General features: G+C 44.9%; 13 protein-coding genes. All 13 read left to right on the forward strand.

Features of this window, described 5'->3' with window-relative positions; all coding sequences use genetic code 11:
- Positions 1 to 192 precede the first annotated feature (192 nt).
- The 13 genes from KNO95_RS00765 to KNO95_RS00825 all read left to right on the forward strand — a co-directional run bounded on the left by KNO95_RS00765 (position 193) and on the right by KNO95_RS00825 (position 12,708).
- Positions 193 to 414 (forward strand): cell division protein ZapA, encoded by a 222-nt coding sequence (locus KNO95_RS00765; RefSeq protein WP_026826570.1) that lies wholly within the window; start codon positions 193 to 195, stop codon positions 412 to 414.
- Positions 415 to 422: 8 nt separating this feature from the next.
- Positions 423 to 959 carry a CvpA family protein gene (locus tag KNO95_RS00770; protein ID WP_026826569.1) on the forward strand — a complete coding sequence of 179 codons (537 nt, stop codon included), beginning with the start codon at positions 423 to 425 and terminating at the stop codon, positions 957 to 959.
- 68 nt (positions 960 to 1,027) lie between these two features.
- Positions 1,028 to 2,722: a DNA polymerase/3'-5' exonuclease PolX gene (gene polX, locus KNO95_RS00775; RefSeq protein WP_214878137.1), complete on the forward strand. Its 1,695-nt coding sequence runs from the start codon at positions 1,028 to 1,030 to the stop codon at positions 2,720 to 2,722.
- A 15-nt stretch (positions 2,723 to 2,737) separates the two neighbouring features.
- Positions 2,738 to 5,092, forward strand: a complete 2,355-nt coding sequence (locus KNO95_RS00780) for an endonuclease MutS2 (protein ID WP_214878139.1) — start codon at positions 2,738 to 2,740, stop codon at positions 5,090 to 5,092.
- A gap of 12 nt (positions 5,093 to 5,104) precedes the next feature.
- Positions 5,105 to 5,515, forward strand: coding sequence for a DUF350 domain-containing protein (locus KNO95_RS00785; RefSeq protein ID WP_026826566.1), 411 nt, complete (start codon positions 5,105 to 5,107; stop codon positions 5,513 to 5,515).
- 254 nt (positions 5,516 to 5,769) lie between these two features.
- Positions 5,770 to 6,603 carry an EcsC family protein gene (locus tag KNO95_RS00790; RefSeq protein ID WP_034771186.1) on the forward strand — a complete coding sequence of 278 codons (834 nt, stop codon included), beginning with the start codon at positions 5,770 to 5,772 and terminating at the stop codon, positions 6,601 to 6,603.
- Between the two features lie 33 nt (positions 6,604 to 6,636).
- Positions 6,637 to 7,104 carry a hypothetical protein gene (locus KNO95_RS00795; RefSeq protein ID WP_214878141.1) on the forward strand — a complete coding sequence of 156 codons (468 nt, stop codon included), beginning with the start codon at positions 6,637 to 6,639 and terminating at the stop codon, positions 7,102 to 7,104.
- A gap of 33 nt (positions 7,105 to 7,137) precedes the next feature.
- Positions 7,138 to 7,338 (forward strand): hypothetical protein, encoded by a 201-nt coding sequence (locus KNO95_RS00800; RefSeq protein ID WP_214878143.1) that lies wholly within the window; start codon positions 7,138 to 7,140, stop codon positions 7,336 to 7,338.
- A 92-nt stretch (positions 7,339 to 7,430) separates the two neighbouring features.
- Positions 7,431 to 9,239 carry a DUF262 domain-containing protein gene (locus KNO95_RS00805; RefSeq protein ID WP_214878145.1) on the forward strand — a complete coding sequence of 603 codons (1,809 nt, stop codon included), beginning with the start codon at positions 7,431 to 7,433 and terminating at the stop codon, positions 9,237 to 9,239.
- A gap of 53 nt (positions 9,240 to 9,292) precedes the next feature.
- Entirely contained in the window at positions 9,293 to 9,622 is a 330-nt protein-coding gene (locus KNO95_RS00810) for a nucleoside triphosphate pyrophosphohydrolase (RefSeq protein WP_214878147.1), read from the forward strand.
- Positions 9,615 to 11,969 (forward strand): DEAD/DEAH box helicase family protein, encoded by a 2,355-nt coding sequence (locus KNO95_RS00815; RefSeq protein WP_251129213.1) that lies wholly within the window; start codon positions 9,615 to 9,617, stop codon positions 11,967 to 11,969. Before KNO95_RS00810 ends, KNO95_RS00815 begins: the two co-directional genes overlap by 8 nt.
- Positions 11,970 to 11,971: 2 nt before the next feature.
- Positions 11,972 to 12,436: a hypothetical protein gene (locus tag KNO95_RS00820; RefSeq protein WP_214878149.1), complete on the forward strand. Its 465-nt coding sequence runs from the start codon at positions 11,972 to 11,974 to the stop codon at positions 12,434 to 12,436.
- A 14-nt stretch (positions 12,437 to 12,450) separates the two neighbouring features.
- Positions 12,451 to 12,708, forward strand: coding sequence for a hypothetical protein (locus tag KNO95_RS00825; RefSeq protein ID WP_214878151.1), 258 nt, complete (start codon positions 12,451 to 12,453; stop codon positions 12,706 to 12,708).
- Positions 12,709 to 12,798: the final 90 nt, after the last annotated feature.

The raw sequence follows: 12,798 nt of genomic DNA on the forward strand, positions 1-12,798 counted from the left end.
AATAGTTGATATTTTCGCACATTTCACAACATGTTGCCACCATTCCTTTTATTTTTTCTAAAGAAAGACGTTTGACAACTGTAAAGAAGGGTAATAGAAAATGTTGTACATATCAATGGAAGGGGCTTCTCCTTTTCCTAATATAAAAACGATGTTATGATTAATGCTGACAGACGTAAAGGAGGGGTGCGCGTGCAGTTACAACGAACAACGATTCACATTGCGGGTCAAGACTATACGATCGTAAGCGAAGAACCCGCTGATCATGTGAGGGAAGTAGGCTTTTTGGTCGATAGTAAGATCCGCGAGATTCGTGATCAATCCCCTCATCTAGATGCTCGTCAGGCAGCGGTCCTTGCTGCGATTCAAATCGCGAGCGATCACGTCAAAACTAAACGAAATATGGGAGAATAATTCAATCCATGGTTACGCTACTTATACTGTTTTTCTTATTTATCGGAATCGTCAATGGCTTTCGTCGTGGTGCGATTTTACAGCTCGGCCATTGGGTCGCGCTCATTATCAGTTTCCTTGTCGCTAACACGTACTATAAAGATTTAGCTGAAGCTTTCAAGCTATGGATCCCGTATCCGTCTCAGCTTGATGGAACGCTACCTGGCGGCGTCTTGGACCTCAACTCTCTTTCAGGGATTGAGATGACGTTTTATAACGTCTTTTGGTTCGTCGTCTTGTTCCTCATCACGAAACTCGTCTTGCATCTCATCTTGGCGATGCTCGACTTCTTGACGGACTTGCCGATTTTACGCCAATTAAAAGGTGTGATCGGAGCTGTCCTCGGATTCTTTGAGGCGTATGTTATCACGTTCTTCATCCTTTGGGTAATCGCGTTCGTGCCGATGGCGGGCGTTCAAAATGCTGTCGACAATTCGTCACTCGCGACAACGATCATTCAAGACACACCATATCTATCGGATTGGTTTTCAAATAAGATGTTGTGACACGACAGGCCGGAATGCAAGCTAGTGCTTGTGTCTCGGTCTTTTCTGTGTGAATAGGGGGGAACCGTATGAATAAAGTAGAAGCGATGATGTTGCTCGAGAAGATCGCGCAATATATGGAAATCAAAGGGGAGAACCCGTTTAAAATCAATGCGTTCCGTAAGGCTGCGACAGCGCTCGAGAACATGGACCTTGAACTCGAGGACATCGAGGATTTGACCTCAGTCTCAGGAATCGGAAAAGGAACGGCCGCCGTCCTTGAGGAGTATCGAGACACAGGACGTAGTGAAGTACTCGAAGCTCTGCAGGAAGAGATTCCGTTCGGATTAATGAAACTCTTAAAGATTCAAGGCCTCGGCGGGAAGAAACTCGCGAAACTTCGAGAGGTCGGCGTCGTCGACTTGGAGTCGCTCATCCGTGTACTCGAAGACGGGACAGCGGCATCACTACCCGGGTTCGGTGCGAAGAGTGTCGAGAAGCTGCTCGCCGCAGCGAAGAACCTTGAGTCACGTCCAGAACGATTGGCGTACGCAGTCATGCGACCAATCGTTGAAGAAATCAATGAGGTGTTGGAGAAGGAATCGCTCGTCTTGCGTCACTCAGTCGGAGGAAGCTTCCGCCGTGCCGAGGAGACATGTAAAGACCTTGACTTCATCATTGCGACCGAGGAGCCGATTGCGCTGCGTGAGAAGCTACTCGCCTTGCCGTTCATCAACGAAGTGATTGCGGCAGGCGAGACGAAAGTCTCGCTCGTCCTCGAACGCGAGGAGATGGTGTCGGTCGATTTCCGTATGGTCGAGCCGGGCGCGTTCGCTGCGACACTTCACCATTTCACAGGCTCAAAAGACCACAACGTCCGTATGCGCCAACTTGCCAAGGCAAAAGGAGAGTCCATTTCCGAATATGGGGTCGAGACGGCAGATGGGTTGTGGCAACCAAAAACAGAAGAAGAACTGTTCGAACGGTACGGTCTCCCATTCATCCCGCCTGAACTTCGGGAAGGACATGCTGAGTTCGAACACGACTTATCGAAGCTCGTCACGCTCAAGGACATCAAGGCTGACGCGCACATGCACACGGTCTGGTCGGACGGGAAGTTGACCGTCGACGAGATTGTCGTGGCGATGAAAGGGCGCGGCTATGAATGGATGGCCATCACCGACCACGGGAAGTATTTGACGTTCGTCAACGGCTTGACGGAGGAACGACTCGAGGCACAAGGGGAAGAGATCCGGGAAGCCGCGAAGACGCACGACATGAACGTGTTGCGAGGCGTCGAGATGGACATCCGTCCTGACGGGACGCTCGACTATGAACCCGAGTTTTTAGAGACGCTCGACTACGTCGTCGCTTCCATCCATTCGAAGATGGACCAATCGGTCGACGAGATCATGGCACGTCTCGAGAACGCCTGCCGTTCCCCGTACGTCAACGTGATTGCCCATCCGACAGGTCGACTCATCGGTCGACGCTACGGCTATCCGATTGACGAGGACAAGTTGATCGCACTCGCCAAAGAGACGGGGACGGCGCTCGAGTTGAACGCCAACCCGAACCGCCTCGACCTGACCGCATCTACGCTTAAGAATGCGAAAGCTGCGGGAGTCAAAGTGATGATCAATACCGACACGCACCACCCAGATATGATGGAAGACATGGCACTCGGTGTGTTGCACGCACGGAAAGCCTATCTCGAACCATCGGATATTATCAACTGCTTCACGTTTGAGGACGCCAAGGCGTTCTTTGCGGCGAAGCGATAGAAAGGAACATGCTAGATGGACCACGCGTTACGCGTACTAGAATATGAAAAATTACGCCAACAGCTTGCCGGTCACGCGGCGAGCTCGCTTGGGAAAGACTTGGCGCTGAAGATGCAACCCGACTACTCATACGATCGGGTGCTCTCGAATTTGAACGTGACGAAAGAGGCGACCGAGGTCGTTCGTCTTCGTGACCGTCTGCCGCTCGGTGGGCTAACGGACGTCCGCGCGGAAGTGAAACGGGCCGCGATCGGCTCGGTCCTCTCGACGAGCGAACTGCTCGCCGTCGCTGCCGTCATGTATGGCGGTCGCCAAGTGAAGAACTTCTTCGAGAAGCTTCACGAGGACAATGAGGAGATTCGAATCCCGCGCCTTGATGAGTATGTGGACAAATTGACGAAACTCATTGAAGTCGAACAATCGATTCGCCATGCAATCGATGACCAAGGGACGGTCCAAGATTCGGCGAGCTCACAACTCCGTGGGCTCCGTACACAGCTACGAAGCTTTGAAGGGAGCGTCCGTTCACGAATCGACAACATCCTTCGCAATAACGCGAAGATGCTCTCGGACGCCATCGTCACGATTCGAAACGACCGTTATGTCGTACCGGTCAAACAAGAGTACCGTCAAGCGTTCGGTGGGATCGTCCATGACCAGTCGGCTTCCGGTCAGACGCTCTTCATCGAACCGCAAGCGATCGTCTCCATCAACAACGAGATTCAAGAAGTTCGTCTGAAAGAACGTGCGGAGATCGATCGAATTTTGAGCGCGCTCTCGAACGAGGTCGGTGGGGTCCATGATGCGGTCATGATGAACCTCGACGTATTGGCCGAACTCGACTTTATCTTTGCAAAAGTCGCCTACGGTCAAGAGATGAGAGCGACCGAGCCGAAGTTAAACGACAATCGAGAGATCAAGTTGAAACAGGCACGTCATCCGTTCATCCCGAAAGATGAGGTCGTGCCGATCACGGTCGAGCTCGGGGAAGACTACACGTCCCTCGTCATCACAGGGCCGAACACCGGCGGGAAGACCGTCACGTTGAAGACGATCGGACTCCTTCAATTGATGGTACAGTCAGGTCTTTACGTCCCGGCAGAGTTCGGGACAGAGCTTTCCGTGTTTGACGCCGTCTATGCCGACATCGGGGATGAGCAATCGATCGAGCAGAGTCTCTCGACGTTCAGTTCACACATGACGAACATCGTCGGCATGCTCGACAAGATCGACTTCATGTCACTCGTCCTCTTCGATGAGCTCGGTGCTGGGACGGACCCGCAAGAAGGGGCAGCCCTCGCCATCGCGATTCTAGATGAAGTGAAACGGCGCGGGGCACGTGTCGCGGCGACAACGCACTACTCGGAACTGAAGGCATACGCGTATAACCGCGAAGGCGTCATGAACGCCTCGATGGAGTTTGATATCGAATCGCTCAGCCCGACATACCGTCTCCTGATTGGCGTACCGGGGCGCTCGAACGCCTTCGAGATCAGCCGTCGTCTCGGACTGTCCGAGCAGGTCATCGACAACGCACGAAGCCATGTCGGCAGTGATGCCGAGTCGGTCGAATCGATGATCAACGAGCTCGAAGCGGCGAAACAACGCGCCGAGCAGCTCGAGCAAGAACTCATCGTCAAACGCCATGACTTCGAAGAAGAGCAGGCAACGTTTGAAGAGAAGATGACCGAATTTGAGCGCGAACGCGACAACTTGTACAGTGCGGCTGAGGCGAAAGCCGAGAAGGCCGTCGAGCAGGCGAAGCGTCAGGCGAACGAAGTCATCGACCGTTTGAAGAAGCTCAGGGAGCAGGGCATCGTCAAAGAGCACGAGATTATCGCAGCGAAGAAAGAACTCGAGTCGGCCAAACCGACGCTTCAAGAGAAAAAGATCCAAAAAGTGAAACAAAAAGCCCAACAGAAACGTACGTTCAGTAAAGGCGAAGAAGTGAAAGTGACGACGTTCAACCAAAAAGGCTACATCGTGAAACAAATCAATGACAATGAGTACAACGTCCAAGTCGGCATCATGAAAGTGAACGTCAAAGCGGATGACCTTCAGAAGATCGGTCCATCGAAAGAGAAGTCGCTTCAGTCGAAAGGGAGCTCGCTCAAACGTCAGAGCTCGACGAAGTCCGAGCTCGACCTTCGTGGCGTCCGTGTCGAAGAGGGACTCATGCGTCTTGATAAGTATATCGATGAAGCACTCGTGTCGGGCTATGACAACGTCCGCATCATCCACGGACTTGGTACCGGGGCGATGCGTCAGGCGACACAAGAATTCTTAAAAGGACATCGTCACGTGAAGAGCCAACGCCCGGGTGGAATGGGTGAAGGTGGACTCGGTGTCACGGTCGTCGAACTGAAGTAAGGGGAGTCGGGAATGGGCACGTTAATGTTTGCCGTCATGCTGGAATCGTTCGGTCTCTATTCGATGGCAGGACTGATGATTATCGTCGGTCTGGCCATCTTCGAGGTGACGACGCCGTACAGCAACTGGCGCGAGATTCAAAAAGGAAATATCGCCGTCGCCCTCGCGACAGGCGGAAAGATTGTCGGTCTCGCCAACATCTTCCGTGTCGTCGAGAGCTATTATGAGAGCACGATTGACATCTTCGTCGGGGGTGGGTTCGGATTCGCTCTTCTTCTCGCGACCTACTGGTTGTTTGAATTTTTGACACCGACACTGAAGGTGAACGATGAGATTCAAAAAGGAAATATCGCCGTCGGATTGTTGGCATTCTTGCTGTCGATCGGGGTCTCCCTCGTCGTCGGCGCGGCATTGGTGAGGTGAAGACATGGTATACGAACGATTGGCAAAAATCTTGTTTATCGGGGCCGGGCTGTTCTTAGTGGCAGCGGCACTATGGTATATCTTTTATTGAAGAAAGTGGGAGGATCCGTTTGGATGCTCCCTTTTTGATTTCGTGAACTTTAAATATAAAATATATAGGTAATTAGGAAGGTGTTTTACAATTCATGTGGGGAACCGTATATACTGAAACTAGATTTTGGAACGAGATACATAAGAAGGACGAGGTGTAGGTCATGGCGAACGGGTCAGAAGTGTTTGAAGTCTTGATGACGAATGCAGTGAAATTACCTGGGGTGAAAGTAGACCGCAGAGAGTTTTTAGCTCAAAGTTTCAGTAAGTACGTGCCAGCGAATCAGTTGGCAGAAGTTGTAGAGAAGGGACCGCTTGAGGCGAATGTCCCGCTTTCAGTCATCAAAAAGGTGGCGAAACGAAACATTGCCAATCAGACGATGAAGAGTTCGAGCGCCTCGTTTGCGGCCGGTCTACCTGGTGGCATAGGTCTTGCCGCTACGATACCGGCCGATACGGCGCAATTCTTCGGTTTCGCACTCCGTTTGGCGCAAGAAATCGGGTATTTATATGGGTACGATGACTTTTGGGAAGACGGGGAACTAGATGTCGAACGTGTGAATGGAGAGTTGATTCTCTTTTTAGGTGTCATGTTCGGAGTGGGTGGCGCGACGGCTACCATCAAGGCATTGTCCGCGCAATTGTCAAAAGAGGCGTTGAAAAAGATCCCGAACAAAGCGTTGATGAAAACGGTGTACTATCCGATTATTAAGAAAATGTCAGCGATGATTGGGGTGAAGATGACAAAAGATACGTTCGCCAAAGGGATCTCGAAGATGATTCCACTCGCAGGAGGTGTCATCTCAGGAGGAATCACGTACTCGTCCATGACGAAGATGGGCAATCGTCTCATGAATACGCTTGAAGAAGGCGTAAACATGACGGAAGCAGAGTTTGTTGAAAGTGTGGAAGAAGTGAAACGAGAGAACCTTGAGATTATCGAAGGGGAATTCATAGAAATTGAAGAGATTTTACGTCAAGAAGGGGAAATCTTATAACAAGATGTTGTGTTTTCTAGGAGGAGATCATTCATGAAACTAGATTTACACTACTTGATGTCGACTGAGCGCTACGTACTCGACATGGAATCGTTTCAAATGAAGGATGAAGCGTATTACCCGTTAGAATGGACGTTCTATGGGGCGGAGAATCCGACAATGCTCCTCACATGGGACGCGGAGCGCGACCGCATCCGGATTCGTTTCGAGCAGTATGCCGTCTTTTTAGGGACACTAGAAGAGCACGGAATGAAAGAAGACGGATTATGGAACGAGCATCCGATTGTGAAACTGTCTGAGTCACGCCTGGTGTCATACGCTAGTGAACAGACGGCGATTGATCGGGTGAACCGTAACCGTGGCGCGCTCGCACATTACGTCATCCGTACGATCGAGCAGGAGTTTCATGTGTTAGCGTATGAAGACCCGACCGTAGAAAACCTAGGAAAAGTTGGGGATACGGGAGTAACTGTGACGGAAGTATCTGATGTGCAGGAATAATAAGAAAATCGATAAAGAAGGGGTGAGGGTAGGGTGAAATCATACGAAATCGAGTTCCACTTGGTCAATGGAGAAGAACTGACTTATATGATAGAGGCAGATTCGCGGCATGGGGCACTGGAATCGGTTTACCAAGCGTTTCGACATGCGAGTGACGGATTCGTTCAATTTGAGGATGAGTTGATTGTGATGTTGGATCATGTGGCGTATGTGAAGGCGTTTGAGGTGGATTGAATTGAATATTTTATCGGAAAATATTCAATTATGATAAAGTGGAAATATACTATTTTACAATTAGATAGACAAACTAGGAAGGAAGGTTCGCTATGAAAATTAATCCGGAATCTAAACCGATTAGTGAAATATTTTCTATCGAAGGAAGAACAATTTACAACATACCTATATATCAAAGAAATTATTCTTGGCACGAAAATAATATAGAGGCTCTATATAATGATGTTATTAATGAAGATGACGGCTACTACTTGGGGAATCTTTTAGTAACTTCAACTGAGAATCCAGTAGAATACAACGTAGTAGATGGGCAACAAAGACTTACAACCATTGCCCTATTATTTTTAGCGATTTATGAAGCATTGAAAGATATTAATACTCCTGATCTTGATCACACAGATCTTAAATCGTTTTTCTCACTTCAGAGAGACATTGAAAGAAAGTTAATAACTGCTTACGGTAGTAGATTGAGATTATTAGAATCTGATCAAGAAATTTTTGAAAGCTACTTAAAAGTTTTTGAAGATCAAGAGAAAGGAAAGTATGGGCATAGAACCTTCGGGAAAAGATATAAATTCATACAAGAGTTAATAGGCGAAAAAGATGATGAAGGTAAATTAATACATAATTTCAAAACTCTTGAATATTTATACAATAAATTAAATAATGTTGAGTTATTAAGAATCACTGTCAATGATTTAACAGATGCATATTCAGTATTTACATCACTAAATGCTAAGGGTCTACCATTGACACTGATTGATCTATTAAAATCATATTATTTAAGTGAGGCAGTAAAGGAGTTCTCAGAAAAGAAAGCTCTTGAAAGATGGAAAGATCTTATATCTATGTTCATGGTTAATGAGGAACCTAATGCTACAGCAGTAACACAGTTCTTACAAAATAATTATGATGCATTTGAGGGTGAGGGTAATACATCGATCACAAAGAAATCTTCACTTAGAAAATACGAACAACTTTTTAAAATTAAAGGTCATTATTACATGGATGTTCTCATACAGAATGCAGAGTTATTTTCTATGATGGTACCTAGATTAAGAACTAATACTTCAATCTCTTACTCTACAAAACTGATATCTATTCTTGACAAGCTTTCAAAATTAGACGCATCGGCTGTATACCCTTTAGTACTGAAATTGTTGAAGTCCTTTAGTGAAAGTAAAATCAACGAAGAAAATTTGATTATAATACTAAATTATTTAATAAATTATTATGTAAGAAGAAATATTGTGCTAAAACCAAAATCATCAAATATTCGGGCAAAAGCGATTCAATCTGTCAGAATTTTAAATGGAGTAAATAATTTAAATGAAACTGGTATAAACGTTGTTAAAGAAAATTTAAATCAAATTAGTGTTTCAGATGAAGAATTCAATACTTCTTTGAATGGTTCAATTTATGATACATCTCCACAGACAGTTAGGTTTATGTTAATTGAAATTGAGAGAAAATATGGGAAATTCTTTAGCAAACAAATTTCCGATAACCTGGACGATGTAAATCAGAATGGGCAATATATTTGGACACTTGAACATATACTTCCACAAAGCCCAAATTTAACAGATGATTGGAAAAAGATGATTTCACCAGAAAATGTTGATTACGCCGAAATTTTGCAAAAAGAAAATATGCACAAGCTAGGCAATCTAACTTTAACTGGTTATAATTCCGAACTTAGCAATCGGGATTTTGTTTTTAAAAGGGACTACGGACAAAGTAATGGAACTTCTTACTTAGGCTTGCGAACAAACTTGTTCATAAACGAATCTATATTTAATGAATCATCATTTGAAACGAAAAATACTTGGACAGTAGAAGATATTAATAATAGAACTGCTTTATTAGCAAGACTCATCGTTGAAGAATTTTCAATTGATTAATACTTTCATTATAAATAATTATGATTCTAACTAGATTGAAAAGGGGGATTATTTTGCCTATATACAATAAATTAATCCGCGACCGCATTCCTGAAATCATTCACGAATCAGGAAAAATCCCGATTGTGAAGCAACTTACTCAAGCCGAACACTTCGAGCAAGCACGCTTGAAACTCTATGAAGAAATCAAAGAGTATGAAGAGACAAACATTGATGAAGAGTCTCTGCAAGAGTTAGCTGACATTTTGGAGTTGGTTTATACACTTGGAAATATGCATGGGGCAGACTTCGATGAATTGAACCGCATACGTGAAGAGAAACGCAAAATACGTGGCGGTTTTGAAATGGGTCTATTTTTAGAAGAGGTCCTCGATCATGAGTGATTTACAACTCCATACGAGCAATCTAGGCATCCCTTTACAAGAACACATAGACGCGGCGACTGAAATTTATATGGTCGTCGCGTTTGCTCAAGTGTCGGGAGTGAAGGAATTATCGGCTTCTTTAAGAAAAGCGAGTGAACGTGGCGCTCAAATCAGAATCTTGGTAGGAGACTATCTGTACCTCACCGATCCTGATGCATTGGATATGCTATTACAAATACCGAATGTTGAGCTCCGGCTATACCGCTCAAAAGGGAGGTCGTTCCATCCAAAGGCGTATTTGTTCCGTACAATAGAAAGCGGTACGTTTTTTGTAGGTTCCTCGAATTTGTCGCATAGTGCGTTAAATCATGGTGTGGAATGGAATGTTGAAATTCCTTCGAATGTATCAGAGGAAGTGTTTGAAGAGTCAGTCGCTGCGTTCCATGAATTATTTTATAGTGAATATGCGCAAATGATGAATCCAGTCTCGTTACAGCCTTATCGCGAAGAGTATGAAGCGCGAAAGGATCGAATGAAAGAATTGGAGGTCGCTGAACATTCTCCCGTCTACATAGAAGATGATTCGATTACCCCGACGTCTGTCCAAGACGCAGCGTTATTGGCACTCCGTGAAACGATGGCGGAAGGTCGAAAAAAAGCGATGCTCGTCTTAGCGACTGGATTAGGGAAAACGTATTTAAGTGCGTTTTTTGCACGACAATTCAAACGCGTTCTTTTCGTTGCGCATCAAAAAGAACTTTTGTTACAGGCAGAAAAGTCATTCCTCAATGTAGCAACGGATTGGAAGACAGGATTACTACTCGGTGGTGAATCAAGAAATCAAGATACTGCTGACGTCGTGTTCGCCTCGATTCAAACGTTAGCTTCGAAACAAAGAATGGAGCAATATGACCCGGAGCAATTCGATTTGATAATTGTGGATGAGTTCCATCATTCGGCTGCTCCTTCCTACCGTCGGGTGCTAGATTATTTTCAACCGAAGTTCTTACTCGGTTTGACTGCAACGCCTGACCGTTTAGACGGAGGAGACGTATATGCACTTTGTGATGATAACGTTGCTTTCCAGATGCACTTTACGGAAGCGATTGAAGAATCGTTTTTAACCCCGTTTCATTACGTTGGAATCTATGATGAAATCGACTACTCTCAGATTCGTCTGATTAATGGACGTCGTTATGATCAAGAAGAGTTATTGGCAGAACAGTTAAAAGAAAGTGTTGCCGAGAAGATTTATAGAGCTTGGTCAGAGCATCATCAATCGAGAGCACTCGGCTTTTGTTCTTCTGTTATACAAGCTGAATATTTGTCTGATTATTTCAGGAGGCAAGGAGTACAAGCGGTAGCACTTCATAGTCAGACCGAGTATGATCGAACGGAAGTAATTGCCCGACTAAAGCAAGGACAATTGGACATCATTTTTGCAGTGAATCTATTTAATGAAGGTGTCGATATTCCTGAAATCGATACGCTATTGTTCTGTCGTCCGACAGAATCATTGACAGTGTTCACCCAGCAAATCGGACGAGGACTACGTCTATCAAAAGGAAAGACACATTGTACGATTATCGATTTGATTGGGAACTATAAAAACATTGATAAGAAACTGGCTTTGTTGACGACTAGCCGACAAGATACAGTAAGTTCCTTACCAACTACGATTGATCTACCTTCGTCATGTACAATTGAGTTTGATTTACAAACTGTTGACTTACTGAAGAAAATGGTGACACGTTCCTCAACGCGTCAGCAATTACTTGAACAAAATTATTTCATGGTGAAAGAAGAAATGGGTAGGCGCCCGAGCTACATGGAATTAATCCAACGAGGAGAGTACTCTATAGACGCTTATCGTTCCGAATGGAGAAAGCTTGGTGGGTTCTTCGGATTCTTGCATAAACTGGGAGAACTAAGTGAGGAAGAAGCGAGAATATACAATGATGTAAAGTCGCTTCTTGTCGAGGTGGAGTACACGAGCATGACCAAAAGCTATAAAATGATTGTACTTTCAATTATGCTAAAACGAAGAGAAGAGAACTGGTACAAGCCACTTAAAGCATCTGAAGCCGCTCTTCCTTTTTATGATTACATTAAAAAAGAACCATATCGTCAGCAGATTGATGGAAAGACAAAAGACTTTCAGCAACCATTCCATCAACAAAGAATTGAAAAATTATTGTTACGTATGCCATTCGATAAAATTGCCAAAGGACCGTTTTATGTAGAAGATGAAACTCTGCATATTGAATTCAATGAATCGTTCCGCAATCTAACCGTTTATGAATGGGTTAAACAGATTGTAGATGTTCGATTGCATTACTACTTTAGTCGGAAAGCGAAAGGATGAGCATGCCGAACGATAAAATAACTATCAACTCTTCAGAGATTGCTATACAGTCTTTTTGTAACTTTATTGATGGTTTTGCGCGTCAAGGTACATATAAAATGAATGTTATACAAGTCATGCTCAACAGAGGATATGAAGATTGGTTTCACCCATTATCAGCCGATGTAATCGCAAAAGAGTACTACGATTTGGTAAGAAAGCAAAGTGAAGAACATTCATTAAATGGCATCGCTAAAATATTTCAAGAATCATTTTCACAGAAGGAAATAGAGAGACATCTAAATTCGCTACCGTTTAAAGCCTTGACAACTGAATCACTAAGAACAGGTAAATCACCATTTGAGAATGCGAATGGGAAACTCATTGTCAGAGAAGAGTATTGCATTCCGACTAAACAAGCGCATGCTGCTATTCAATTAGCGGTTGAAAACAAATTAGAAGACTACTTTGAAATGAAGCAAAAGTAGAAAGGTGGGGTAATGTGAAACGCCTGTTACTACGCAAAATCCAATTCGCCCTCCAATACCACGGTGGGACGGCGTCCTTGAAAGACATTTATGCATATGTCGAAAAATCGTATTATCAACTCGAACTCGATCGATACAAAGATTGGAAAGGGCACGTCAATAAACAGATTCGTGCGCATTCCAGTGATTCGGCGAGCTTTAACGGGAAAGAGGACCTCTTTTATTCCGCTGGAAATAAAGGCATTTGGGGTCTCAGACAATCCAATAACTAACGAAAGCGGGACCAATTTCACTTGGTTCCGCTTTCAATGTTTACAAAACATCACACCCTATTGTCACACAATGTTCATTCCTGTACACTT

It is taken from the genome of Exiguobacterium sp. ERU653, assembly GCF_018617775.1.
GTDB classification, from domain to species: domain Bacteria; phylum Bacillota; class Bacilli; order Exiguobacteriales; family Exiguobacteriaceae; genus Exiguobacterium; species Exiguobacterium marinum.

Bases quoted from the DNA above. Each gene is read 5' to 3' on its own strand.
- KNO95_RS00770 (WP_026826569.1), top strand. From the start codon at position 423: ATGGTTACGCTACTTATACTGTTTTTCTTATTTATCGGAATCGTCAAT.
- polX (WP_214878137.1), top strand. From the start codon at position 1,028: ATGAATAAAGTAGAAGCGATGATGTTGCTCGAGAAGATCGCGCAATAT.
- KNO95_RS00780 (WP_214878139.1), top strand. From the start codon at position 2,738: ATGGACCACGCGTTACGCGTACTAGAATATGAAAAATTACGCCAACAG.
- KNO95_RS00785 (WP_026826566.1), top strand. From the start codon at position 5,105: ATGGGCACGTTAATGTTTGCCGTCATGCTGGAATCGTTCGGTCTCTAT.
- KNO95_RS00790 (WP_034771186.1), top strand. From the start codon at position 5,770: ATGGCGAACGGGTCAGAAGTGTTTGAAGTCTTGATGACGAATGCAGTG.
- KNO95_RS00795 (WP_214878141.1), top strand. From the start codon at position 6,637: ATGAAACTAGATTTACACTACTTGATGTCGACTGAGCGCTACGTACTC.
- KNO95_RS00805 (WP_214878145.1), top strand. From the start codon at position 7,431: ATGAAAATTAATCCGGAATCTAAACCGATTAGTGAAATATTTTCTATC.
- KNO95_RS00815 (WP_251129213.1), top strand. From the start codon at position 9,615: ATGAGTGATTTACAACTCCATACGAGCAATCTAGGCATCCCTTTACAA.
- KNO95_RS00820 (WP_214878149.1), top strand. From the start codon at position 11,972: ATGCCGAACGATAAAATAACTATCAACTCTTCAGAGATTGCTATACAG.